We start from the raw sequence: 24,421 nt of genomic DNA, 5'->3' as shown, positions 1-24,421 counted from the left end.
TAGAATGACTGACCAGCAGGTCAGCTTTCAGTTGTTATTCGTCATTAATGCGACATTTGAACAAGAAAAGCCCGATGATTCAATAAAAAACCATCTTGAGTGTAAGACTTGTCTCACAGCGCAGGTTCCAAACACGACGGCCCTGAATTCACTATCACTAAACTTAAATGCGCTAATATAGAAATAATTCATAAAAAACATCACAGTACAGTATGTTTTTAGACGCGCAAAATTATACCGCCATTTTTTGCGCTAAAATCAGCGTATTTCTTGGTGTGACGCTGTTTGCACAAAATTCACCCACGCAAACACCATATCCTTGTTCCTGCAAAAAACAAGCGCGATCTAAGATTAACCACTGCTCCAGTGCGCTGCGGAATAAATGCGCGACTAAATCAATACGGCGAGTTAATTGTTGTCTTTGTCGCCCAACGTCAAGCCAAGCTTCAAAATCCCTGTTTTTCGCTAAATTAACTGCCTTCGTCTCGGCCGCCCACAGGCAAAAATCCGTAAAACTGCCGCTCAACTGGCTCTGTTTTAACGAGGGTAAAGGCAAATATTCGTCGATTTGTCGACATTCACGTTGCAGTGCATCAAAGCCTAAGCGCCACGCGATTTCTTGATGGCGTAGCGCCTGCTGTTTGGGATTAGCGATCACACTCTGCTGCAACGGTAACTGTAAATCATGGCGACTGAGCTTTAGGCTGCCCTGCTGAGCAAGAGTCGATAACGGCTGATAATGGCTCGCTTGAATTAAATGATAGCAACAGGGAGAAATCGCCAATGCCTGCGTGCCCGCCTCGGCCGCCAGCGTTAACAGCCGAACATGCAAATCTCCGCAGGCATGCAAAGCAACCGCTTGCTGCTGAGCAGTTAAGGGATTGGCATTTGAGGCATGTTCAGCTTGTGCTTCAACTGTAGTTGTAGATGTGGTTATAGGTGTGTTTGTCACAGCATGTTCTGCACCAATAGCAAAGGCATCGGCGCAAATAAAAGTCTGCGATAACTGCCACTTATCGGCAAAGGCCTGCCCTGCTTCACACAGCGGCGCCTGCCACTCTAAGCTCACCACATAAGCGCCGCGAGCTTTAGCAATCAAGCGGCCCAAATGCCCTTTACCAGCACACCATTCCAATACGGGTAAATTAAGCTGGGGTAAATGCTGTACAAAGGCGGTAATTTGCTGCCATTTTCGGCCTTTAATGTGAGCACTAAAGTGCGCCTCATCATCAAAAGACAAACCGCGGTCCTGCGCTGTATCTACCTTTGTGGCATCGGTAATCGCAATATCAGCAATAGCAGTGGTGAGCAATGACAAGTCCCAATCTTGGCCTAATGCCCTAAGATCTTGGCTTAATGCCGGTGACAGTGCCTTGACCAGCAAAGATTGCTCGGCATCGAGTCCATCCAGCTCATCATCACCTAGCGCCCACGCAGCTTCGGCCAACCGCGGAAAATCCTGTGCCCAAGGTAAAGCGTTCACTTCGAATGCACGCACTTGCCACAGGGCAGTACTCTGCTCAAGCAGTTGATTAAGTTCGCTAAATCGCTGTGAGTAAGTGAATTGTTGCTGCAGGTTATCTTGGTTCACGTCATGCCCAGTGTAAAAAATACTTGTCTCACCTTAGGCCAAGGGAATGCGCCCTAAAGATGACTTTATGCGAAAAAATGTTAGTATCGCGGCCTTTAAACACTCATCCATATCGTTAACTGAGAAGACTCGGTTAACTAGCCATAAGGCTCCAAAGGACACCTATGCTTTCACCTTGCGTCGCACGCTGCGGTTTAAATGACGAAGACTACTGCATGGGCTGCTTTCGACATATCGATGAAATCGTCAGTTGGCGTACGAGCAGCGAAGCACAACAAGCAGCCATTTGTCAGCAACTTCCCGCCCGTAAAGCTTTATTTGAAGGCAGTGAAAACCAGCATATTTTAAGTCGTGATAAATGGTTAGCTGCCGAAGCGCGTTTAACCGACAAAGACTAAACGCCGCCTGCTAACGCCACTCTCTGCGCAAGCTCATCCTGCTAACAGCCTACAAGACTATTTTTTCAGCATTGATTTCAAGTCAGCAAAGGGATTGTAGGTCGCCGCCGCTTGCTTGGTTTCTGTGGTGCTACCGTAGCGGATCAATTCTTCAAAGCGAGAATGTTCGTTGTCATGGCAATAAAGACATAATAATTCCCAGTTTGAACCGTCTGACGGGTTGTTATCGTGGTTATGATCCCTATGATGCACAGTCAGTTCACTTAAGTTTTTTGGGGTAAATTCGCGGGTACAGCGGCCACACACCCAAGGATAGAGTTTTAACGCTTGCTCACGGTAACCGCTCTCACGCTTAGCTTTGTACTCCCGCGCATCGGCTAATACTTTATCTAACTTACTCTGGCCTGGCACTGATGACATAGTGTAATCCCTAAAACAAACCCTAAAAAAATTGCCCCAAGGATAATCCGAGTTATCACTTGGGGCAATATCTCCCGCACTTTGCGGGTTAATCGTGCGCGATTTGTAGACGTAAATGGCTAAGCTGACTTACGTTACTGGCTTAGCTTACTTAACTTACGTTACGGGCTTACGTTACTTAACTTACGTGGGCATGATCGGCATTCGACAGATGCAAATAGTGTAAGTATTTTTCATACTGAGTCACCACATCCGCGAGAATTTGCTCTTCGGTATAACCCATCACATCGTAATGCTGACCACCTTGTTCAAGGTACACTTCGGCGCGGTAATACAAGGTATTGCCCTGCTCGATTTCAGTCCCTATTGGGTTAGTGATATCAAAACAACGCGTTCGTACACCGTAAACAAAGGGCAAATTCACCTCATTGCTGATCACTAGTCGCACGCGGCCATCTAAGTATTCAAGATCGGCCACTATGCCTTTAGCCATAAAGTGTTGGCACACTTTAGACAAAGCGGGCGTAGCCACATTATTCAAGAACACTTGCGCTTCTTCATGGGTAGGATGCGAGACTAAAACCCCAATACGCTCTTCCCAGCTCATATTAGTTTTGGCGTATTGCACACTAGTATTGTGTAACTGCACGCTATTAATCTTCAGCCAATCATTTTTCAGGGCTTTAAATAGGCCCAGACACATGAATAGCATCACCACTAAGAACGGCATAGCACTGGCGATTGCCGCCGTTTGCAGCGCCTGTAACCCACCCGCTAACAACAATACCGAAGCAACGACCCCTTGCAACAGTGCCCAAAAGATCCTCTGCCATACGGGGGCATTGTTATCGCCGCCCGAGGTTAGATTATCAATCACTAAGGATCCCGAATCCGACGAGGTCACAAAGAAAGTGACGACTAAACAAATCGCAATCCCAGAAAGTAACGTAGGAAACGGCATGTGCTCGAAAAACACAAACAAGGCCACTGACACATCGGTATTCACCGCCTCGGCAAGATAGGTCGCGCCGTGATTCATAATCGAATCAATCGCCGTATTACCAAATACCGTCATCCACAGAAAGGTCAGCGCCGATGGCACAAATAACACACCAATCAAAAACTCACGGATGGTACGGCCGCGACTCACACGCGCAATAAAAGTACCGACAAAAGGAGACCAGGAAATCCACCAGCCCCAATAGAGCAAGGTCCAGCCTCCGAGCCAATCTTCCTTATGTTCATAAGCGTACAAGTTAAAGGTTTTGCCCACTAAATCACTTAAGTAACTACCGGTATTCTGCACAAAAGCCTGCAACAGCATAACCGTAGGGCCAAGGATCAAGACGATAAGCAATAAAATAATCGCGAGACCCAGATTGAGTTCGCTTAAGCGTTTCACGCCTTTATCGAGACCAGAAAATACCGATAATGTCGCCAATAAAGTAATGCCGATAATCAAACACACCTGCACCACAGCATTATTGGGTAAATCTTCAAATAGATAACTCAGACCCGAGTTAACCTGCAACACCCCAAAGCCCAGTGATGTCGCCACCCCAAACATAGTGCCAAGCACAGCAAAGGTATCCACTGTATGGCCAATAGGACCATAGATGCGTTCACCAATTAAGGGATAAAGCGCACTTCGCGGCAATAACGGTAACTTATGTCGATAAGAGAAATAGGCCAGACTCAATGCCACCACAGCGTAAATCGCCCAAGCATGCAGTCCCCAATGGAAGAAAGTGATCTTCATTGCCTCTTTTGCGGCAATAAGACTCTCTGGAGTTGCATCCGGCGGCGCCAGATAGTGCATCACAGGTTCGGCTACCCCAAAAAACATCAAACCTATGCCCATACCCGCCGAAAACAACATGGCGATCCAGCTTTTATAGCTGTAGTCAGGCACTGAATGATCTGGTCCTAGTTTGATATCGCCGAAGCGACTGACCATGACAAATATGATAAAAATCAGGAAAAACGCCACACTTAGAATGTAAAGCCAACCGGCTTTCATTTCTATCCATGACTGCATTGATCTAAAAAAGGTGTTTGCCTCTGTGGGCCATACTGCGCAAATCATCACCATCAAGATGATGAAAAAGACCGACGAATAAAATACCGGCGGATTAATACTAGACTTGATTGACATTGACTCTCCCTATTTCTAGCGGGTTCACACTCCAAATATCTCAACATACCAACGGCGAGATAGGACAAAACTTATACTTAAAATTTGGTTAATACTGCGTGGCTCATCTATGACCAGTATGGGGGAAATCCCAAAGATCATGGCAACGACTCGCTATGGCTAAACGCGACAGGATCTGAACAACGGGATTAACAACACTCGACTTTTTTAAGCCAATGATTGATGGATAAACAGAATTAACACCACTAAGGCAGCTAACACCCACCTTTAGCATAAAACAAATATATTACTAGAATATTCAGCATAAAAAATGGCGACCATATTGGTCGCCAAAAAATTATACCACAAAAATCATAAAATTTAATTTTAAACGCTAAAACGCACAAACCTTCATCTGATTACTTAGTCGGTGACTGCGAGATACCAGCAGTTAAATTGAAGCGCATCGCCTCCTCAAACGACCAATCAACCATAATTAAATCATCCCGCTTAACTAAGCTCGTCACGCCCGCCATTTGATAGCTCAATTGGAACAACACAGGCACCCAATCGCCCTCTGGTAGCGCATCTAACAAGGGCTGTGGCGGCGTATCCGTCATAATAAAACCCACCACAAAACTGCCATTCGCCTGTTTCACTAACACTGTCTTTTGGCTTGTTGGCTTACCATCACGATTCATCAAAGAGGCGATATCACGGATACTGCCATAAACCGATTTAAACAATGGGAAACGCATCAACTGGCGCTCAAGCCAACCATAAAGCCACACAATCGGGCTGACTGAAAACAGCAGGCCCACGGCAAAAACTAATGCCACCACCAGCATAAATCCCGCGCCGACAAAGTGTTGGTTTATCCCTACCAACTCTAAAATTACAATTCCTAAACCATCTAACGATACAAACAACGACCAAAACAGCCACAAACTCAAGGCCATAGGTAATAGATTCATTAAGCCGCGGGCTAAGGTTTTTTTCATCACACTCTCATTCAGTCATAGGGATACAGAAGGCATAAAATATTTACGCAAAAAACGCCACAAATGCTACCACAGAGTCACTTTTGCACCAGCACATGATGTAAGGTATCTGGCAGTAATAGTCTCAAGCATAGAGACAGCGTTCAAATTCAGGGCCCACTCTGAGCCATTCTAAGGAAAGTAAAATGCGCGTAACCCGCTTAGATCATTTGGTCTTAACCGTAAAAGACATCGCCGCCAGTGTCGAATTTTATCAAGCCGTGCTCGGGATGAAGAAAGTGGTATTTGGCAATCAGCGTATTGCGTTAAGTTTTGGCGACCAAAAGATTAACCTGCACCAAGCGGGCGCAGAATTTGAACCTAAAGCCGCAGCAGCCACGCCCGGCAGTGCCGATCTGTGTTTTGTGGTCAGCCACAACATAGAAGAAGTGATCGCCCACTTAAACGCACTTCAGATTGAAATCATTGAAGGCCCAGTGCTACGAACCGGTGCCACAGGCCGGATAAACTCTGTCTATATCCGCGACCCAGATTATAACCTGCTTGAGTTATCAGAATATCTCCCCGCCTGCACGGGATAAGCGAATTGGGGCAATATCAGCAGCAGTTCTGCTAGCACGCGGCGAGCAGAACTGCTGCTGACGTTATACTGGTTCACTGTTGTTTGCGATAAGACTCTCGACAGTTGAGTGGCATTTATTGTCATTACTTCCCTGATTAACTCGCGATCCTTTTAGCTAATTAAGAAGTATCCCTATAGGCTCAGCTAAAAAGCGAGTGCTCAAAACAAGACGACTGGGTTTTGCAGCGTTAATTATCATTACTTCCCCAGTGACTCGCCGTAAACTCATCCTTGAGGGCTCTACTAAAACATATATGGACCCATCCGGTTTGCAAGACATTCGATATCAATTTTGAGAAGAGTTCATTGCACCCATATATTCGGCCTCTTATTGAGGGATTCCTCTGGCCCTGATGGATATTTGCTTCTACTGTCCTTATCATCCCTGCGGCTTCATCAGAGCCTATGTTTTCGTAAGGTTTTTAGTAGATCAGTCTGACTGTCTCATCATCAAATCAAGTGTCTTAGCAACTTGCTGGTTGGTTAATCGTTAACATAATAAGTACATTTGATGTTGTTACATAGCGAGCCGAAACTCTTCTTCACGTGCCGCGATAACCCATGACATTCTGGCGAGCTTATTCGCGACGGCCACACACGCACGATTGAAACCTCGGCGCTCCGCTAGCTGGATAGCCCAACAACTCAACTTATCCGACTTACTCCCACTGTGTCGCAACACCGCTCTGGCACCGTGGATGAATAGCGTACGTAAATAGGCGTTTCCCCGCTTACTTATCCCGAGGAGGTTATCTTTCCCGCCACTGCTGTGCTGCTTAGGTACTAAGCCACACCAAGCTGAAAAATGTCGGCCATTGCTAAAGTCTTTACCGTCACCCACTGCAGCATAAATCGCCGTAGCGGTGACAGGCCCAACACCAGGAATAGTTTGTAATCGCTGACAAATCACATTGTTATGAGTTTCGTTTAGTACTTGGGTGTCACAACTCTTAAGCCGTTTTTCAATGTCGATAACCTCATCATATAACTGATAAAAGATGGCTTTACCCTTGATGGTCAGCATATTGGCTTCATCGACCAAAATATCTGGTAACTGGGCTTTAAAAGCCGATTTACTTTTGGTAATGACAATACCGTATTCTGCTAACATGCCTCGCACTTGGTTGATTAAGGCTGTTGATTGTTTAGTTAATCGTTCGCGCATACGGTGGAGCAGTTGCACATCTTGCTGCTCGACGCTTTTGGGTTTTACAAACCGCATGTTGGGCCGCTGCGCAGCCTCCGCAATGGCTAGCGCATCGTTGTAGTCATTTTTATTACCTTGCCTAAAAGGAACCACATACTGCGGGGCAATTAACTTAACTACGTGCCCAAATTGCTCAAATTCTCTGGCCCAATAACTCGCGCCGCCACACGCCTCCATAACGATAAGGCAAGGCTCAATTTTCGCGACAAAGGGCAGCAAGTCTTTGCGTCTAAGCATTTTCTTTTTGATTAACTTGCCTGCTTTATCGACACCAACAGCATGAAAAACAGACTTTGCGATATCTAAACCGATTGTAGTAATCTTCATAGGTGGACCCGTCCTCTTTCTGATGAGTTTTAGCGACTACATCGTGGCCCATTGCGAGGCCGATTAAAAGTGGATGGGTCCATTCCATTATCCATGTTAAATAGCCAGCTCGATATCCCTTATCGCGCGCTGCCCTTCGCCCTTGGATGCTCCTTTGCCGAACAACGTCCATGTCTAACTGCCAGTTCGCCATCCGCGGCTCTCGTTCGTAACGCTGCTATGCAGCACTCATCCTAGCGCAGTGACATGCATTAGTGAGTGGCTTCGTACTTATTCGAAAATCGCTAACGCTTCCGATGGGGCGTCCCTTCCCCCGAAAGCTACGCAGACGTCCTCTCTGCGTCACGCGCTCTCCTTTTAATAAAGAGTCTTCAACACCCTTCAGCTACTTCGCAGGGGGAAGGTGAACTTCTGTCGCCACAGTACCAGTTATTAATCCCCAAACATCTATGCCTGTCAGATCTTTCTCTTAGTCAGAGCGTTTATTTTCTTGTTAGTTTACGTTTTTTCTTTGTAAATAAAACACTTATAAACAAGTAGCAAAAATATAAATTGAAATAAACCACAAATCACCCAAACACGATCCTCTATTTTTTCAATCATAGTTTTATATCTGGTCTGAGCCTCTAATTGTGTTTCTAAAAGTTGAATGCGGGCGTTGAGAATTGCTACATTTTCAGTTTGATATTGATCTAATTTACTCGCAGAAAGGCTTTGCTCCATAATGGAATTAAAATTTCCAAGCCGTGATCCTAAGTCTAAGGAAGAATAGATCCCAAAAGATACCAATGAAAATAGAGCAACTAATATAAATTTCTTAGATAACTTAAACTTAATAACATCCATGCTCGACATTTCCTAGTAACCTAACGCCCTGTTAAGATGTGAGCCACGCAATACCAAAGCTCCTGTATACCACCTTAAACACTAAACACAACACATAGTAAAAATGCCATGTGTTGCGAATCGCTCTTGAACAGTTAACTGTTTATTAGACCCAGTCTAACAGCGTTTTGTATAAAAATAGTCGCATCATCGTCAGACAATCGCTCAAATGGAGTGTATTCAACGCCCATTTCGATTAATTTATGTTTTTGCCCAATTAAGTAGGCAGTACCACGATCAAACCTAGCCTCAAAAAGGCTTTGAATACGGGGTGAAGCGGCTTTTGAAAAAACTGTTCGAAATAGCGATAAATCAATGATTAAATCATCAACCTCCACCCAAGCGTGACCGTCCCATTGTCCGATTACACCAGTCTTTTGATTTAGTGTTGGTTTAATTGGGTGATGATCAAATATCTTGGAATCAGCCACTGACAAACTTCCCGTCACAAATCTAATCTCGACAGGCAAGTGATCATTCATCATTGCAGCTAACATTGCACTCATATATAAACAGCTACCATCAACTGGTTCGAAGTTCTGAGTTATATTTTCAGCCATAAATAGAACTTCTTCTACCAATTCGCTTCGTGTCATTTAAACTCCAAACTCAAGAAACAGTTAATAGTGTGTTACCCGCACTTCTAATAAAACCTGCCCTCTAAAGGGCTAAGCATCTGCGTGTTACGGATAAATCAACATATGGATAATCAGTGCTAAGAAGGTGAGTATCATTTAATCTTTCCACTAAATAAAGAAATACAGTAAGGTGTAACAATACTCTATTTTTTTTATGTTATTCAACCAAAAACCATAGTAAATCAGCTTCTTAGAAAACTTAGAGAGGGTTAGACTCCCCCGATATATTTTGCCCACTCAAGATAGTTTAATGAGCCACCCATGGCTAAATTCTCTGTGTACTTTAATGATGCTAATGCTCAAAAGGCGAGTCATGGTGATTTGCGAGACGACCGTCCGCCCCATGGACGGGGCGGTCGAGCATCCACGGATGGACTGGCTGCGTGTCGGTGAGCGAATACCATGACAAGCCGATACTAGCGGGCTAAACCACTAAGTATTAATACCCTGAAATCACAGAGCGCTCAGTAGAATTGACCAACACATATTTGACCAATAAAAAAGCCAGCAAAGCTAAATGCTTACTGGCTTTTCTGTCTAACTTATTTACTCGCTTTATAACATCACACGAGCACTTAATCTCAGCGGCTCAACTATGACTTCTTAGGAAAAATCGGATAGGACTCAGTGCCTAACACTTTGCCATCAACAGTGAGACCATAGTAATCGCTGTCATTATGGTATTTCTCCTGCGCTTGCTTCACATCACCCTTGTTACGTGGGTCCTGCGGACGCTCGTGGGAGTTGATGTAAGCGGCAACATCCCAAGCCTGTTGGTTCGTCAGCTGCATGCTCTTACCAAAGGGCATGTTTTCATAAATGAAAAATGCGGCAGTATTGACCCTGTGCATTCCCGCTCCCCAGTTATAACTTTGAGATCCCCACAGCGGCGGCAGTGCATACACACCCGCAATGGCTTGACCTTGCCCATCAACACCATGACAAGTTTGGCAATGGGCGACATACACGGCTTTACCTCGTTCAGGTGAATAGGCTTGTTCGGGTTTTGGGATCTCAGGATAAGCTCGCCCCGGCAAGTTAGCACGTTGCTCAACTGTCATAGCCTTAGCTAATGCCTCTGGTAGTGGGAAGTCATCCCGCTTAGCACCTTTGACTAACTCAGCATCACTGATCTCAGGAACAGGGCCACTGATATTAGCCTCATCCATCAAGCCGCCCATGCCTAACCAATAGGCGTAGGCAGAAAGCGCCACTAACTCAGGGCTACTTGATGCGGGGGCTTTACCATTCATCGAATAGTTAAAACAACCTTGGATGCGTTCTTCAAAGCTACTGACTTTATTGTCTTTTTTACGATACGCCGGATAAGCAAAATACGCGCCCCAGAGGGGTGATGCATTGGCTTTACGGCCTGCATCCATATGGCAATTGGTACAGTTAAGCTCATTACCCACATACTTATCACGCAGCTGTTGGGTATTCACAAACAGTTGATAACCTAAACGCACTTTGTCACCAAAGGCGCCTTCGGGAATCGCACTCAAAGGTCTAGGGGTAAGATAGGTTTGATCTGCTACCTTAGGGAAAGAAGGCAGCGGAGCTTGCTTATCTGGGCGTTCTTGTACTGGCTCAGTTTCAGCTTGCGCCTGAACGGTTAACGACCCCATCGCGGCCAGTAATAACATTGCGGAATATTTCATGGCCGGCTCCTTATTTTAAATTAGCAAAGTAGTTGGCTAACGCATCAATCTCGGCGACGGTGAGCTTATTCGCGACGCTCCCCATCATGCCATCGACATCACCTTTACGTGTTCCCGACTGCCATGCCAATAATTGCGTTTTGATATAACTCGCCTGTTGACCTGCTAAGCGAGGAAATAAGCCGCCACCTAATGCAGAAGGACCATGGCAGGTCACGCAGGCTGGTAAACCACGGGACCAATCACCTTGATAGGCTAAACGAGCAGTATCGTCATTAAAAACAACTTGTTCACCGCGGATAACAGGCTTGACGTCATTGGCAGGCTTAGCTGAAAAATAGCTCGACACTTGCTCAATACCGTCACCTTGGAGCGTCATTGCCATCGGCATCATGGTCGCATTTTGGCGAACGCCCGCTTGGAAATGCTGCAATTGTGTCGAGATATATTCTTTAGATAATCCCGCTAATCGAGGGCCGAGTGGTTCAATACCCTCACCCGCTGCCCCATGGCAAGACACACATAACTGTGCAGCTTGTGGCATAACGTTCATCGATTGTTTGTCAGAAGGCTCGGCGGCAGCGGCATAGCCGCTACATAGCGTTAAACCTATGACTAATGTTTTAATCTTCATGTTCTATCCTTGAAGAGAATTAAGCTCTAAAGCATAGGGGTTATTGTTATTTATGTTTGTGCTCACACACTAAACCCATTTTAAAATCAGCCGCTCATTTTTAAAACAGCCAATAAATGAGCCTTAACATTCATTAAGAGTCACTTATTGTTCAATTCAAACGGGATAAATTTACCTTACTCTGTACAAGGTTAAGCTGCAAGCCTTCAAGACTTAATGGCCTGCTCAATAACCAAATCGCGTCGATTCAAAACGATTCAATAACTTATGTATCAAATAGCATAAAAGTAACGTGCCAACGATAGCGATTAAAATACTGCTCACTCGGTATAAGGCACTGAAGATTAAGTCGTTACCAGGCGTCAAATACTGGCCAAACAAAATCCCTAACGTGGTCATAGCACCAAAACCGACACCTGAGCCATTCGCCTCGCGCACATGGGCTTGGCTAAAAATCATCAGTCCAATCCACAACAAGGGGACAACTAACATCAATAACCCAGACCAATCATAGAGCAGCAACTGCACGAGTATCCCAAACGACACACCCAACAGGGTGCCTATGGCGCGCTTACGGGCATAGTCGAGTGCACCATTCCAATGCATGGGAAACAATAGCAAAAGAGTGGTCGCTTGAGCCGACATCGAATCCCGCAGATCAAATATTTGGAACACCAGAAACGATGCCGTCGCTATGGTCGCGCCGAGCAAGGCTTCGTGGCGCATTCGATGCGGTGCCTTAGGCCCTGGTTTATAAGCCGCTCTTGGTTCAACATCGGGCCAGAGTGCCGTCATAGCGTAGGCGATAACAACTGAAAGGGCTGTTGCCCAAAAGTTACTGAAAATTAAATCGTTTAAATCAACGCCGGGATAACTAGCAAAGTGCAGCATGATACTGAGACTCAGCACACCGTTAGCACCAAAGAGAAACAAACTGCCGCGGGACATGGCTGCAAAGCGGTATAAAAATAATAGGAAAACGATGGGGGTCATCATGCCGGGATGGCTGCCAAAGAAACCGCCGAGTAACCCAACCTCTAACCCAGCCATGGCAGATGAAGCTAATAATTGGCGCATAGCATGGCCATTCATCACTGGCACTAATCCGAGTAGTAGCATAGGTGTCACAGTGAAGAAGACTCCATTGCTCCAACCAAAAATTTTACACAGGGTAAAACCTAAGGTCGCGCCAGTCGCAATCCGTAAACACTGGCGTAAATCGTTGGCCGTCAATGGGCTATGGCGTAGTAACATGCTCGTCGCCTTGTTCTATCGATACATTAAATGAGGATGTTTAGCTGGCTTATGCTGCGTTCACACTTATGTTGCTTTGAAGCGTTCACTCTAGCGACTCGCGGCAAATACAAACCAACCGCGAGTCACTCGTGCTCGTCAACACAGATAAGTACTAATGGATATGCCGGTAAAGATGCTGGTAAATACGCTAGTAAACATTCTAGTAAATAGGCTAGTAAATATAGTGCAGCAAGCTGATTGCTTTAATCTGCACCTTAGCGAGCAAGCTGAACAGGCTATTCTCAGGCAGCAATTGCACAGTCGCGCGCGCACCCGCTGGCAAGCTGTTCATCGCCATACCATCTAACTCCAAATGCAGTCTCAATCTTTGGGCATCACGTACCCAACGGTCCGATTCCTGCGGCGCGGCTAAACGGCCATTGGCATCGAATTGCCCAGCACTCACGCCCGCATCGACACTGCTCACCGTCGCCCGATATAAACGCCCAGGTTCGCCATCGAACGCAATCAAAGCGGTCGAAGTCGCATTAACTCCACGCAGGCTCTTCTCGCGAAAATCGGCAATAATATCCACTTTATCCGATACCACAGCCAACAGAGGTTGCCCCACGGTCGCAAAACTCCCGACTTCTAACTGCAGGTTAGTCACTATCCCATCCTGATCTGCACGTATTTGGGTGTAAGACAGATTAAGCTCAGCTTGGGCTAAATGGTTTTGCGCCTGACGCACTTTAAGATTCTCTTCGCCATAACTGCCACGACTCACTTTGAGTTTTTCTAAACGCGCATTGGCGGCAAGCAAATTTGCTTCAGCAGCTGCGGCATCGCTATCGGCTAGCTCCTTTTGCTGCTGCGATACGCCATGGGTGGCATACAGGGCATCGAGACGTTTAGCCTCGCTGCGTTTTTGTTGTGAGGTGGTTTTATTGGCATTGACCTCGGCCTTAGCAGCCAGTAGCGAGGCATCTAACTCAGCATTATCTTGACGGGCTTGCTCTAAGGCCAATTTAGCTTGCGATACCGCTAACTCATAAGGCGCGGGATCGACTTGAAACAACAAATCGCCCTTGGCAACCGTTTGGTTATTGGTCACGGCTATGGTCTGGATTTTACCGCTGATCTGCGGTGTCACTTTAGTCACTACACGGGTCGCCATGGCTTGAGGCGTCAATGGCATCATAGTGTCGGCCAGCATGAAATAGCCAAAAACCATCACAAAGCCAAACATGGCAAATTTTACTAAACGGGCAAACTGTTGATCCGGTGTCATCTTCTTTCTCACAAAAGGGTGTCTGTAACCTTGGTTAATTTGGCGCTGGCGTTGTCGCTGATCAGGCTAATAATGCGTTCAAATTCGCTCAACTCTTCGGCACTGATCCCGCCTAATAACTCACGGCGCACTTGAATAATCCGCGCTTCCATTTGCTTTAAAACATCTAATCCCGCTGGCGTCAGGCTCACAATCCTTGCCCGCTTATCTTTGTCACAACAATGACGCTCGACTAAACCTTGCTCTTCTAATTGCCCTAAGGTGCGCATTAGCGAAGCCAATTCAATTTCTAAGGCATCGGCCAATACTTTCTGGCTCACGCTGTCGCCTAAACGCAGCAGTTTCCATAGGGCCGTCCAACGAGGATGAGTTAATCCTAAAGGTGCTAGCTCAACATCGGCCACGGTACGCCACAGTCGATGCAGACGGCCTAAATGCTCCGCCAGTGATAACTCTTTTAGTCGCTCTAATTCTTTTTGCATCTTGCCCACCCACTTAGTTAGCGTGCTAAGTATTATACTTAGTTAGCAGGCTAAGTAAATATTTAGGCCCCAAATAGATCTGTGTCCAAGGGCACGAAACGAGCGTAAGAGGGAATAAATAACTTAAAAAGGTTCGCGCCCTCTCAAATCTTATCAAGTTGTATCTCTATAATATCAAACGGATAAATTGAGTTGATTTGCACATGAATTGGAGGCTGTTTTGATAAATCTAAAAATTAGTACGAGGATCGTTATTGGGATCTGTCTATTACTGTTAACAGTAATGAGCTTTATCATGCCGCTCGTTCTCTCTGAATTCAGTCGCCAAGTTGCAGAATCCGAGCAAAGAGAACTCCATAAGATCTATGAAACCGCTGTTGCCGAGATAGCCTCATCGGGCAAATTAGCCGAAGCAATGGCAACCATCATCTCACTCACGCCAGAAGTTCAAAGCACCTTTGCAACAGGTGAACGTGATGAACTCACCGCCCGTACCTTACCTATATTCACCCAACTTAAGCGCGATTTTGCGGTTCAGCAATTCCAATTTCATAGGCCACCAGCCACTTCTTTTTTACGCTTGCATCGTCCTGAAAAATTTGGCGATGATCTCACCAGCATACGCAAGACCATAGTTGAAACAAATAGCCAAAAGCGCCCTCTTTATGGCTTGGAATATGGAGTGGAAGGATTAGGTATTCGTGGTTTAGTTCCAATGAGTTACAACGGGCAACACACAGGCTCAGTTGAGTTTGGCATGTCCTTCGGTCAACCCTTTTTTGATAATTTTAAACAAGCCTATCAAGCAGAAATTGCCCTCATCTTGCCAGATGATTCTGGATATAAGTTATTTGGCGCTACATTCACGCCTGATACCCAAGCGACAGATGAACTCAATAACGTCATCCAAGGCCATGAAGTCATACGCACTATTTCCTTAAATAACAAAACCTATGCTCTGTATCGCAACGCCATAAAAGATTACTCAGGAAACGTGTTTGGCGTACTCGATATTGCGATGGATAGAACCCATTCAGAACAAGCGATAGCAGATATTCGCCTTAAGTTGATCCTTATCGGTTTAGTGGCTCTGGTCATTGGAACTGCCATTGCTTGGTTTATTGCCAAAGGCATTACTCGCCCTATCGCTGAAACCACCCAAGCCATGAATGATATCGCTGAAGGTGAAGGCGATTTAACCCGCAGAATCGCGGTAAAAGGTAAGGATGAAATTGCTGAATTATCGATGGCATTCAACCGCTTTGTAGAAAAAATCCACAACACAGTTTCCCACGTCGCCGACTCAACAAGCCTGCTCGCCACCTCTGCTGAAGAAATGTCGAGCATTACGCGGGAAACCCAGAAGATGGCGAGTCGTCAGCACCTCGAAACCGAGCAAGTTGCCACCGCAATGAATGAAATGGCCGCAACGGTACAAGAAGTTGCCCATAACGCGACCGATGCCGCCGATGCCGCCAATCATGCCAATGACTCAACCGAACAAGGCAAATTGGTTGTACAAAAAGTGGTAACTACTATCGCCATATTGGCCGAGGAAATAGCCACAGCAGCGAGTGCAATCAATGAATTAGAGCGTAATACCGCTGAAATTGATTCTGTGCTTGTGGTTATCCGTAATATTGCCGACCAAACTAATTTACTCGCACTCAATGCGGCAATTGAAGCCGCAAGGGCGGGAGAACAAGGTCGAGGATTTGCGGTCGTTGCCGATGAAGTACGCACTCTGGCGAGCCGCACTCAAGCATCTACGACGGAAATTCAGCAGATGATCGAAGCGCTTCAGCATAAAGCTAAGTCTACAGTCAATGCGATGGAAACCAGCACCCGCACCACCCAAAGCTGTGTATCCCAAGTTCACCAAGCGGGTGAAGCACTCGAAGCCATTACCCATGCGGTTTCCACCATTAGCCAGATGAATATCCAGATCGCCAGCGCTGCAAATGAGCAATGTGCGGTTTCGGCAGAAATTAATAAAAATGTTAATAACATCAATGATATTGCGACCAATGCGACAGATAGTGCGGTACAAACTGCACGCGCTGGCGATGAACTTGCCCAACTCGCAGCCCGTTTAACAACTTTATTAGCTCAATTTAGAATTTAAACAAAACAAAACGCCGCATTCTCTGCGGCGTTTTTATTAGCTTATTTTATAAGGTTTTATTTAGGACGCACGCCTAAAGTGTGGCAAATCGCGTAGGTCAATTCGGCGCGATTTAAGGTGTAAAAATGGAAATCCTTCACGCCTTCGCGGGACAGCACTTTCACCATGTCGATGGCCACGTTTGCCCCCACCAATTGGCGTGTACCCGCATCGTTTTCTAGGCCGTCGAATTGCTTATGTAACCAATTCGGTAACGACACATTGGTCATGCCCGCGAAACGTTTTAGCTGGGTAAAGTTAGTCACAGGTAAAATGCCCGGCACGATTTCAACGTCGATACCGGCGGCAACGCAGCGATCACGAAAACGCAGGTAAGATTCCACATCGAAGAAAAATTGGGTAATAGCACGGCTGGCGCCCGCATCAATCTTGCGCTTGAGGTTGATCAAATCCGCCTGTGCATTACTCGCATCGGGATGCACTTCTGGATAGGCCGCAACGGAAATATCAAAGTCAGCCACTGAGCGCAGTAAACGCACTAAATCGACCGCAAAACGAGTGGGCTTGGGGCTGCCCGCAGGTAAATCACCCCGCAGTGCCACTATGTCACGAATGCCCGACTTCCAGTAATGCTTAGCCAGTTCTAACAGCTCTTCATCGCTGGCATCCACTAAGGTTAAGTGCGGCGCGGCAACGAGGTCGGTTTCCTGTTGGATACGTTCAATCACGCCGTGAGTGCGATCGCGCACACCTGAGTTAGCACCGTAAGTCACAGACACAAACTTAGGATTCAGCGGCTCTAAACGACGGATAGAGTTCCACAGTATCTGTTCCATTTCGGGGGTCGATGGCGGGAAAAACTCAAAAGAAACATTAATATCGCCATTAAGCTCAGACAAGCTCTGGTTCAGCGATTGTGAATGTTGTGCGTGATGAAAAGCCATGTGTATTTCCTCAACCGCCCTTGGCGCTACTCTTTGCTAGTATGAATTCGTTCAAATGGACGTTTGGACGTCTATATGTCCATATACTAGAGAAACTGAGATGTAAGTCAAGCCCAAAAATACCCATAAACCGCATTTAATCTCGGTTAATTCAATAGATTTATTCTAGCCAATAAAAAAGGACTCGAATGAGTCCTTTAAGAAGCTTGATACCGCGTTATTCCTGCAGCAGATCGCGACAGATCTGGGTCAGATCCGACTGCACCGCCGCCGCGGTCACTTCGCGTCCTGCACCCGGTCCACGGATGATCAGCGGATTACCTTGGTAGAAGACACTGCGGATCACAAACACATTATCACCAGGGGTTAAGTTGGCGTAAGGGTGATGGGTATCAATCCACTGCAAACCCACCTCGGCCTTGAGCTCTGGGCCGCTGTTGTCTAAGGATGCCACATATCTGAGCACCTTATTTTGCTCCGCCGCCGCACCATACTGTTGCAGCAGATCGGCATCTAACTCGGCAATGCGGGTGAGAAATTGATCTAAGGGAATATCCGCCAAAGCGGCTGGTACGAGTGAGCGCAGCTCAATATCTTCAAGCTCGATTTCAAGGCCAATCTCACGGGCTAAGATAAGCAGTTTACGCTGCATATCACGGCCGGAGAGATCGTCGCGGGGATCGGGTTCAGTAATACCTAAGCCTCTGGCTTCAATCACTAATTCTGAAAATGGCTTACTAGTATCGTATTTCTCAAACAACCAACACAGGGTGCCGGAGAAAATCCCGCCCACCGCTTCAACGCTATCACCGCTGTTACGCAGATCATTTAGCGCATGTTGGATAGGTAAACCAGCGCCACAGCTGGCGTTATAGCGCCAAAACAAACGACGATTACCCAGTTGCTGCTTTAACTCTCGATAGAAAGGCAGTGGACCCGAGCCCGCAAGTTTATTCGCGCTCACCACATGGATGCCACGCTCGAACAGTTCTGGATATTGCAGCGTCAAACTGGCGCTGGCACTGATATCTAAGGCCACCAGCTCATCGCAATTAACTTGCTCTAATTGCTCGAATAAATGTTCATACTGCCAAGGCGTTGCTTCAGTATTAAACTCTGTTTGCCACGCGGCAAGATTAATCCCAGTTGATTTAATCAAGGCTTTACTCGAACTGACTAAACCGACTAACTCAACACTGGCTTCGAGTTCATGGTCCAATGATGGTGAAACCGACTTAAACAGATCGATCCAAGCCTCACCGATATTACCCACACCGAGCAGCAGGACACCAATGCGTTTACGCGGGCCAGCGCAGCGGCGGTGGACTTTTTGGGTTAACAGATTCACCTGTGACTGGGGCACTAACGTCACTAAACTTAAATCGCCACTGAACAAAGGTTTAGCATCACGGCTCAGTAAACGGGCAAAGCTACGACGATAATGTTCGGCGTCGGCACTCACTAATGCGACTAAACCAAAATCTGTGTTGATCTGCTGATCGCTGATCCCTAATGCTTCTGCCTCGGCATCGAGTAATCTTTGAACTTGTTTTTGATTCTCAGCGGTATAGGCAAGTTCAACCCTTTGATGGGCAGAGGTCCAATGGGCCAATGGCGTTAAACCCGCGGCAATCAATAAATCTAATAAACGAGTTAACTCCCCTGTGAGTTTAAAGCCGAACAGGACGACAGCATTGAGGTTAGTCACCACAGGCGCGCTCGCCGACGAACTGTGGGGCGCGATTAAGGTAAAGTCGGTGTGGGACGCATAACTTGAACGCACCGCTAAGCTCACTTCGGTATTGAATAACGGCTGCAAAGTGCGCGAATGCAATACTGGCGAGCCTAAACGCGCTAGGCGATCGGCTTCGGCAAGTGACATACTTTTCAGTAACTTGGCATCGTTGATTTTATTAGGATCGGCGTTGAACACCCCTTCCACATCGGTCCAAATGGTCACGCGCTCGATATCGGCGAGACTAGCAATCAGGCTGGCGCTAAAATCTGAACCATTACGACCAAGTAACAAGGTATCGCCACGCTCGTTAGCACAGATAAAACCTGTGATCACTAAGCGTTCATTGGGATGCGCGGCTAATAGGGCTTGTACTTTAGCGCGGGATTCTTGTACCCGAATTTGCGGCACAGCGGCTTCATCGGCCACTAAAATTGAACAGGCATCCACATGGCTTGCCGCCACGCCAGATTCGCGCAGTAGCGCCGCCATTAAACGTGCCGACCAACGTTCGCCAAAGCTCACCACATGGTTGATTTGGTATTCATTGCGCTCGTCTAAGGACAACAGGCTGATGAGTTGCGCTTTATCAGTGGCCAAACGCTCACGCAGATCGCGGGCTTGTTCATTCGACAACAACTGCTCAATCAACCCCTGTTGGTAACTGATCAGCACTTGTAATTCTTCTTGCCATAGCTGACCCGCATCACGCAGCGCTAATAATTTATACAGGAAATTCGTGCTTTTACCCGCCGCAGAGACCACCACGAGATCATCACTATGACCGTGGGTTAACAGGATATGGGCGACTCGGCGATAACAATCGGCATCCGCTAAACTGGAGCCACCAAATTTATGTAAGTGACAACGTGCCATCTATTATTCCTCTACTGACAAGCCGCAACGGCGGCTAATCCTGCTTGAATATCTGCAACTAAATCGGCGGCATCTTCAATACCCACCGATAGACGCAATAGGGTGTCCTTAATACCAGCCTCGAAGCGCGCTTGCGGCTCCATGGCTCTGTGGGTCATAGTGGCAGGCACTGCCACTAAACTTTCGACACCACCTAAACTTTCCGCCACGCTAAATAAGCTGAGTGCACCTAAAAAGGCCACCACTTCGGCCTCGCCGCCTTTGAGCTCAAAGCTCAGCATAGCGCCAAAGCCCTGTTGTTGCTTGGCCGCAATGGCGTGACCTGGGTGATCCGCAAGACCGGGGTAATAAACTTTGCTCACCACAGGGCTTTGCGTTAATACCTCAATAATACGCTGGGCATTGGTTTGATGCTCGCGAATACGCACAGCTAAGGTACGCAGGCCTCGCAGGGTCAGATAACTGTCGAAGGCCGACCCCGTTAAGCCTAGAGTGTTCGACCACCAATGTAAGCTTTCGCCGATTTGCGCGTCTTTGGCGACCACAGCGCCGCCGACCACATCGCTGTGACCATTGATATATTTAGTGGTGGAGTGGATAACGATATCCGCGCCTAACAATAGGGGTTGTTGCAATATCGGCGATAAAAAGGTGTTATCGACCACCACTAGCGCGCCGACCTCATGGCTCGCCTTAGCAATGGCTTCGATATCCACCACACGCAATAACGGGTTCGATGGGGTTTCGAGCCACACCATCTTAGGATTCTGCGCAATGGCGGCGGCTAACGCTTGGCTGTCGGTTTGGTCGACCACAATCAGCTTAAACTGGCCTTTCTTCGCCAAGTTGGTAAATAAACGGTAGGAACCACCATAGCAATCATGGGGCACAACTAATAAGTCATCGGGGCCGAGCAAAGTGGTCACTAAGGTGATGGCCGCCATGCCAGTGCAGGTCACTATGCCAGTGGCACCCTTTTCTAATTGCGCTAATGCTTCACCTAAAATGCAGCGCGTTGGGTTGCCTGAACGACTGTAATCGAATTCGCGGGGATTTTTATGACCATCGAAGGCGTAATTAGTCGACAAATAAATCGGTGGCACAACTGCGCCATATTGAGTATCGCTTTCGATACCCTGACGCACTGCCAGTGTGGCTAATTGACGCTCTGCCATGGGTGGACTCCTAAATTCGATAGACTGATAGAGATGTCTGGACGTCTAAATGTACCTAAGCCCAACGCCATCGTCAATAGGCGTTAAGACGTTTAGACGTCTGAACATAAAGAAATCTGTTTGCAATCACAAAGAAATAGTAGCAATAATTTGACTGTTCTTTGTAAGGGTTTAAAATCTGCCCCGAATTTAGCGTTATAACAGGTGAGTCAATGACTGAATGGAATGGGGAATACATCAGCCCCTATGCTGAACATGGCAAGAAGAATGAACAAGTAAAAAAAATTACTGTGTCTATTCCGCTCAAAGTGCTTAAGGTCCTCACGGACGAACGTACTCGTCGTCAGGTCAATAATTTGCGTCACGCCACCAACAGCGAGCTGTTGTGTGAGGCATTTTTGCACGCCTACACTGGCCAGCCATTGCCCAACGATGAAGATCTGTCAAAAGATAACCCAGACAGCATTCCCGCAGAAGCCAAGTTGTTGATGGATCAAATGGGAATCGAGTGGGAAGACATGGAATAGCGACTCGTCGCTTTCAAAGTCATATCACAGTGCTCATCAATAGGGATCGTTAACGATCCCTTTTTGTTTATACCCAAGCGACTTCAAACTTTAAATTTCACTATCTTGAGGTGGTTTGGGATATAGGAAATCCTATGTTTTCTATGATAGATCCACAGACACTCGCCTTAGCCTCGCTGGTCGTGTTTCTGGGCGCATTAACCCAAAGTCTGATTGGGTTTGGGCTTGCGGTTGTCGCCAGTCCTTTGCTGTATATCGTCGATCCACAACTTGTACCTGCGCCTGTTATTGCTATGGGTTTCTCCATCGCCCTGCTGACCTTAGTGCGTGAGCGCGGCCACTTAGAATTCAATGGCTTGCAATATGCGCTCCTAGGTCGCGTGCCCGGCGGTTTTATCGGCGCGAGTTTATTACTGTTTGCGCCTCAACCCATACTCGGTTTATCCATCGCCGCCATTGTGACTGTCGCAGTGATCCTCAGCCTGTATAAATTCAGCCTGCCAGTGAATAAGAAAACCCTCTTCGGTGCGGGCGTGGTTTCAGGGATCTTCGGCAATATCGCCGCGATTGGTGGCCCGCCGATGGCGATTTTGTTGGCAGGCAAAGATGCCTCGCAGTTTCGCGCTGCCCTGTCGGCCTTCTTCATTTTTAGCTCCATGATTGCATTGATCATTTTAGCGATCACTGGCTTATTAGAATTAAAACATCTGTGGCTGTCGTTGATGCTGCTCCCCTCAGTGATTTTAGGTTACTTAGTCGCAGGGCGATTAGTGGGCCGTGTCGATAAAGAGAAGACAAAGATGGCGACGTTAGTCCTGTGCAGTATCAGCGCCTTAGTGCTAACGGTGAAGTCAGTTATCGAACTCTTACCCCAATAAGCGTCCCGCTTGTACTGGCAAACCTTCTCAAAATTCAAACAATAAAAAAGCACTGACATTGCCAGTGCTTTTTCTTTATCTATCAATATGTAAAGTCAGCTTACACTCAGCTTAAATAGCTTTGCCCTGCGTACACAATAAAGTGTCTTAAGGCGAGTACGCCCGTTAAGCTCGCACAAGCCACCATGATCATCGCGCCCTTAGTGTGGCGAGTCGCGGCGGGTAGCAGCATAAACAGCAATGGAATACCAAAACCTATACCGACAACGCCTATCCAGAACACGCTTGCCCATAACCCAGACGTTAACGATGCTAAGGCCGCAGCCGCCGCGCCGCCCTTGAAGTACAAGGCGCAGAACAACATGAACAGGAACAGAATTTCAATCGCCATCACAGGCAATTCTAAACCGTGCATCTTCACTAAAGTTTTGTCGTGGCTGTCAGTCTTAAACATCAGCAACGCCAGTACCGCATTTGCCGCAGCGCCCGCCGATAGACCTGACACTAAAAACAGCGCAGGCAGTACCGCAGTGTTGAGCATAGGATAGGCATTCATCGCCGAAATTAAGAAGCCAGTGTAAGCCCCTACGCCAATAGCGAGGACAAACAACAATACTTCAATCAGCTTTCGAAATGGCATAAGTAACTTAGCGATAGGTGTTAGGAAACCCAAACCCCATTTTGGTAAGTCATCCCGCAGCACAATAATGGCGTATGCAAAGGCCAAGGGAGAATACGCCAGCAGCGCCAGCACCCCGATTGCCATCACAGACTGGAAGTTATAGTGAATTAAGATCAACCAAAAGTGGAATGGTTTGGTTAAGTCAAACACTAAACAAGCTAGACCTAAGCTAATTGCTACAGGCCCAATAATGGCTGCCGCCTTAAGAATGCTGCTTTCAGCTCCCGCGCTGAGTTCCTTATTCGCCCAGCGCAAACCAATGCCAATCAGTAAACTGCCCGCGGATAAACCCGCCATAAACAGGTAAACGGCGATGACCCAGTGCCAAGTGACAGGATCATATTGCGCCATGTCGCCCCAAGTATTGTTCATAATCAAATCCCCCCTCTTTTGGTAGGAACGCGATATACCCTAGGTTTTGTACCCAAATGGGTTTTATCTTGGTAAGTGATTTTAGTGTTGAGCATGATGGCCACTTCACTGCTTGGATCATTAGCATCACCAAACACTAAGGCATCGGTTGGACACACAGTCACGCACGCTGGCTCTTCACCCCGAGCTAAACGACTGTCTTTACAGAAGTTACACTTATCCGCCGCCTTGGTTTCTGGGTTCATAAAGCGCACTTTATAAGGGCACGCTGCCACACAGTACATACAGCCGACACACTTCTCGGTATGGATAGAGATAATGCCGTCTTCACCCACATAGGCCGCGCCTGTTGGGCACACCTTAACGCAGGGTGCATCTTCACATTGCTGGCAAGATACCCTGTGATATTTGAAATGCAGATTGGGCATCTCACCAAAGGGGCCTTCCACACGCACTTGCAGACGAGTTACGCCTTCGGGTACGCAATTTTCACTGCGACACGCCACGTTACAAGCTTGGCAGCCGATGCACTTATTCTCGTCGTGCACCATTACATATCGTTTATTCATTTAAGCCTCCG

At 47.0% G+C, this 24,421-nt stretch carries 23 protein-coding genes; 6 read left to right on the top strand and 17 right to left on the bottom strand.

Translation table 11 applies throughout. The annotated features are described in order from the left end of the window. Positions 1–232: 232 nt before the first annotated feature. A complete protein-coding gene (locus HUB64_RS04445) occupies positions 233–1,591 on the bottom strand; it encodes a methyltransferase (RefSeq protein ID WP_173245715.1) in 1,359 nt (452 codons plus the stop codon). Positions 1,592–1,755: 164 nt separating this feature from the next. On the opposite strand from HUB64_RS04445, the gene HUB64_RS04440 reads away from it, so the two are divergent. Further along, positions 1,756–1,989, top strand: a complete 234-nt coding sequence (locus tag HUB64_RS04440; protein ID WP_006085323.1) for a DUF1289 domain-containing protein — start codon at positions 1,756–1,758, stop codon at positions 1,987–1,989. Positions 1,990–2,046: 57 nt separating this feature from the next. Here HUB64_RS04440 and HUB64_RS04435 read toward each other — a convergent pair whose 3' ends face one another. The 3 genes from HUB64_RS04435 to HUB64_RS04425 form a co-directional block, all read right to left on the bottom strand. After that, positions 2,047–2,409, bottom strand: a complete 363-nt coding sequence (locus HUB64_RS04435) for a YajD family HNH nuclease (RefSeq protein WP_028760525.1) — start codon at positions 2,407–2,409, stop codon at positions 2,047–2,049. 178 nt (positions 2,410–2,587) lie between these two features. Further along, positions 2,588–4,564, bottom strand: a complete 1,977-nt coding sequence (locus HUB64_RS04430; protein ID WP_168823597.1) for a BCCT family transporter — start codon at positions 4,562–4,564, stop codon at positions 2,588–2,590. 398 nt (positions 4,565–4,962) lie between these two features. Beyond that, entirely contained in the window at positions 4,963–5,544 is a 582-nt protein-coding gene (locus HUB64_RS04425; protein WP_028760527.1) for a DUF502 domain-containing protein, read from the bottom strand. 185 nt (positions 5,545–5,729) lie between these two features. On the opposite strand from HUB64_RS04425, the gene HUB64_RS04420 reads away from it, so the two are divergent. After that, complete coding sequence (locus tag HUB64_RS04420; RefSeq protein WP_173496476.1) at positions 5,730–6,125, top strand: VOC family protein; 396 nt, start codon at positions 5,730–5,732, stop codon at positions 6,123–6,125. A 558-nt stretch (positions 6,126–6,683) separates the two neighbouring features. Here HUB64_RS04420 and HUB64_RS04415 read toward each other — a convergent pair. The 3 genes from HUB64_RS04415 to HUB64_RS04400 form a co-directional block, all read right to left on the bottom strand. Next, positions 6,684–7,700 (bottom strand): IS110 family transposase, encoded by a 1,017-nt coding sequence (locus HUB64_RS04415; protein ID WP_173496475.1) that lies wholly within the window; start codon positions 7,698–7,700, stop codon positions 6,684–6,686. 498 nt (positions 7,701–8,198) lie between these two features. Then, on the bottom strand, positions 8,199–8,546 hold the full coding sequence (locus tag HUB64_RS04410; RefSeq protein ID WP_173496474.1) for a hypothetical protein: 348 nt from the start codon (positions 8,544–8,546) through the stop codon (positions 8,199–8,201). 134 nt (positions 8,547–8,680) lie between these two features. Further along, positions 8,681–9,181: a hypothetical protein gene (locus HUB64_RS04400; RefSeq protein ID WP_173496473.1), complete on the bottom strand. Its 501-nt coding sequence runs from the start codon at positions 9,179–9,181 to the stop codon at positions 8,681–8,683. Positions 9,182–9,484: 303 nt separating this feature from the next. Here HUB64_RS04400 and HUB64_RS23300 point away from each other — a divergent pair, with 303 nt between their 5' ends. Beyond that, entirely contained in the window at positions 9,485–9,616 is a 132-nt protein-coding gene (locus tag HUB64_RS23300; RefSeq protein ID WP_263256641.1) for a hypothetical protein, read from the top strand. A gap of 200 nt (positions 9,617–9,816) precedes the next feature. Here HUB64_RS23300 and HUB64_RS04395 read toward each other — a convergent pair whose 3' ends face one another. The 5 genes from HUB64_RS04395 to slyA form a co-directional block, all read right to left on the bottom strand. After that, positions 9,817–10,884 carry a c-type cytochrome gene (locus HUB64_RS04395; protein ID WP_173496472.1) on the bottom strand — a complete coding sequence of 356 codons (1,068 nt, stop codon included), beginning with the start codon at positions 10,882–10,884 and terminating at the stop codon, positions 9,817–9,819. A gap of 10 nt (positions 10,885–10,894) precedes the next feature. Then, a complete protein-coding gene (locus tag HUB64_RS04390; RefSeq protein ID WP_105251326.1) occupies positions 10,895–11,518 on the bottom strand; it encodes a c-type cytochrome in 624 nt (207 codons plus the stop codon). 225 nt (positions 11,519–11,743) lie between these two features. Next, positions 11,744–12,772, bottom strand: coding sequence for a DUF2955 domain-containing protein (locus tag HUB64_RS04385; protein ID WP_173496471.1), 1,029 nt, complete (start codon positions 12,770–12,772; stop codon positions 11,744–11,746). Between the two features lie 214 nt (positions 12,773–12,986). Continuing rightward, positions 12,987–14,045, bottom strand: a complete 1,059-nt coding sequence (locus HUB64_RS04380; RefSeq protein WP_173496470.1) for an HlyD family secretion protein — start codon at positions 14,043–14,045, stop codon at positions 12,987–12,989. Between the two features lie 8 nt (positions 14,046–14,053). Further along, positions 14,054–14,527, bottom strand: coding sequence for a transcriptional regulator SlyA (gene slyA / locus HUB64_RS04375; protein WP_105251323.1), 474 nt, complete (start codon positions 14,525–14,527; stop codon positions 14,054–14,056). Between the two features lie 223 nt (positions 14,528–14,750). Between slyA and HUB64_RS04370 the strand changes: the two genes are divergently transcribed. Continuing rightward, positions 14,751–16,652 carry a methyl-accepting chemotaxis protein gene (locus HUB64_RS04370; RefSeq protein ID WP_173497882.1) on the top strand — a complete coding sequence of 634 codons (1,902 nt, stop codon included), beginning with the start codon at positions 14,751–14,753 and terminating at the stop codon, positions 16,650–16,652. 56 nt (positions 16,653–16,708) lie between these two features. Here the strand turns inward: HUB64_RS04370 and metF are convergent, their stop codons facing one another. The 3 genes from metF to metB form a co-directional block, all read right to left on the bottom strand. Beyond that, positions 16,709–17,596 carry a methylenetetrahydrofolate reductase gene (gene metF / locus HUB64_RS04365; RefSeq protein ID WP_012088154.1) on the bottom strand — a complete coding sequence of 296 codons (888 nt, stop codon included), beginning with the start codon at positions 17,594–17,596 and terminating at the stop codon, positions 16,709–16,711. A gap of 217 nt (positions 17,597–17,813) precedes the next feature. Next, positions 17,814–20,207: a bifunctional aspartate kinase/homoserine dehydrogenase II gene (locus HUB64_RS04360; protein WP_113940049.1), complete on the bottom strand. Its 2,394-nt coding sequence runs from the start codon at positions 20,205–20,207 to the stop codon at positions 17,814–17,816. Positions 20,208–20,218: 11 nt separating this feature from the next. Beyond that, on the bottom strand, positions 20,219–21,382 hold the full coding sequence (gene metB, locus HUB64_RS04355) for a cystathionine gamma-synthase (RefSeq protein WP_131524362.1): 1,164 nt from the start codon (positions 21,380–21,382) through the stop codon (positions 20,219–20,221). Between the two features lie 212 nt (positions 21,383–21,594). Between metB and metJ the strand changes: the two genes are divergently transcribed. Both metJ and HUB64_RS04345 read left to right on the top strand, forming a co-directional pair. Further along, the gene (gene metJ / locus HUB64_RS04350) at positions 21,595–21,909 is read left to right on the top strand and encodes a met regulon transcriptional regulator MetJ (protein WP_105251319.1); all 315 of its coding nucleotides are present in this window, start codon (positions 21,595–21,597) and stop codon (positions 21,907–21,909) included. Positions 21,910–22,043: 134 nt separating this feature from the next. Next, entirely contained in the window at positions 22,044–22,787 is a 744-nt protein-coding gene (locus HUB64_RS04345; protein ID WP_113940051.1) for a sulfite exporter TauE/SafE family protein, read from the top strand. 106 nt (positions 22,788–22,893) lie between these two features. Here the strand turns inward: HUB64_RS04345 and nrfD are convergent, their stop codons facing one another. Together nrfD and HUB64_RS04335 are read right to left on the bottom strand one after the other, a co-directional pair. Continuing rightward, entirely contained in the window at positions 22,894–23,841 is a 948-nt protein-coding gene (gene nrfD, locus HUB64_RS04340; RefSeq protein WP_105251317.1) for an NrfD/PsrC family molybdoenzyme membrane anchor subunit, read from the bottom strand. 2 nt (positions 23,842–23,843) lie between these two features. Continuing rightward, positions 23,844–24,410, bottom strand: coding sequence for a 4Fe-4S dicluster domain-containing protein (locus tag HUB64_RS04335; RefSeq protein WP_173496469.1), 567 nt, complete (start codon positions 24,408–24,410; stop codon positions 23,844–23,846). Positions 24,411–24,421 lie beyond the last annotated feature (11 nt).

The organism is Shewanella sp. ISTPL2 (assembly GCF_013283205.1).
Taxonomy (GTDB): Bacteria; Pseudomonadota; Gammaproteobacteria; order Enterobacterales; family Shewanellaceae; genus Shewanella; species Shewanella oncorhynchi.
This window is presented reverse-complemented; position numbering and strand designations above follow the sequence as displayed.

What these genes read in the sequence shown, in the direction of transcription:
- HUB64_RS04420 (WP_173496476.1), top strand. Translation starts at nt 5,730, where the DNA reads ATGCGCGTAACCCGCTTAGATCATTTGGTCTTAACCGTAAAAGACATC.
- HUB64_RS04395 (WP_173496472.1), bottom strand. Translation starts at nt 10,884, where the DNA reads ATGAAATATTCCGCAATGTTATTACTGGCCGCGATGGGGTCGTTAACC.
- HUB64_RS23300 (WP_263256641.1), top strand. Translation starts at nt 9,485, where the DNA reads ATGGCTAAATTCTCTGTGTACTTTAATGATGCTAATGCTCAAAAGGCG.
- metB (WP_131524362.1), bottom strand. Translation starts at nt 21,382, where the DNA reads ATGGCAGAGCGTCAATTAGCCACACTGGCAGTGCGTCAGGGTATCGAA.
- HUB64_RS04410 (WP_173496474.1), bottom strand. Translation starts at nt 8,546, where the DNA reads ATGGATGTTATTAAGTTTAAGTTATCTAAGAAATTTATATTAGTTGCT.
- HUB64_RS04345 (WP_113940051.1), top strand. Translation starts at nt 22,044, where the DNA reads ATGTTTTCTATGATAGATCCACAGACACTCGCCTTAGCCTCGCTGGTC.
- HUB64_RS04335 (WP_173496469.1), bottom strand. Translation starts at nt 24,410, where the DNA reads ATGAATAAACGATATGTAATGGTGCACGACGAGAATAAGTGCATCGGC.
- nrfD (WP_105251317.1), bottom strand. Translation starts at nt 23,841, where the DNA reads ATGAACAATACTTGGGGCGACATGGCGCAATATGATCCTGTCACTTGG.
- HUB64_RS04400 (WP_173496473.1), bottom strand. Translation starts at nt 9,181, where the DNA reads ATGACACGAAGCGAATTGGTAGAAGAAGTTCTATTTATGGCTGAAAAT.
- slyA (WP_105251323.1), bottom strand. Translation starts at nt 14,527, where the DNA reads ATGCAAAAAGAATTAGAGCGACTAAAAGAGTTATCACTGGCGGAGCAT.
- HUB64_RS04425 (WP_028760527.1), bottom strand. Translation starts at nt 5,544, where the DNA reads ATGAAAAAAACCTTAGCCCGCGGCTTAATGAATCTATTACCTATGGCC.
- HUB64_RS04360 (WP_113940049.1), bottom strand. Translation starts at nt 20,207, where the DNA reads ATGGCACGTTGTCACTTACATAAATTTGGTGGCTCCAGTTTAGCGGAT.
- metJ (WP_105251319.1), top strand. Translation starts at nt 21,595, where the DNA reads ATGACTGAATGGAATGGGGAATACATCAGCCCCTATGCTGAACATGGC.
- HUB64_RS04415 (WP_173496475.1), bottom strand. Translation starts at nt 7,700, where the DNA reads ATGAAGATTACTACAATCGGTTTAGATATCGCAAAGTCTGTTTTTCAT.
- HUB64_RS04385 (WP_173496471.1), bottom strand. Translation starts at nt 12,772, where the DNA reads ATGTTACTACGCCATAGCCCATTGACGGCCAACGATTTACGCCAGTGT.
- HUB64_RS04435 (WP_028760525.1), bottom strand. Translation starts at nt 2,409, where the DNA reads ATGTCATCAGTGCCAGGCCAGAGTAAGTTAGATAAAGTATTAGCCGAT.
- metF (WP_012088154.1), bottom strand. Translation starts at nt 17,596, where the DNA reads ATGGCTTTTCATCACGCACAACATTCACAATCGCTGAACCAGAGCTTG.
- HUB64_RS04430 (WP_168823597.1), bottom strand. Translation starts at nt 4,564, where the DNA reads ATGTCAATCAAGTCTAGTATTAATCCGCCGGTATTTTATTCGTCGGTC.
- HUB64_RS04440 (WP_006085323.1), top strand. Translation starts at nt 1,756, where the DNA reads ATGCTTTCACCTTGCGTCGCACGCTGCGGTTTAAATGACGAAGACTAC.
- HUB64_RS04380 (WP_173496470.1), bottom strand. Translation starts at nt 14,045, where the DNA reads ATGACACCGGATCAACAGTTTGCCCGTTTAGTAAAATTTGCCATGTTT.
- HUB64_RS04390 (WP_105251326.1), bottom strand. Translation starts at nt 11,518, where the DNA reads ATGAAGATTAAAACATTAGTCATAGGTTTAACGCTATGTAGCGGCTAT.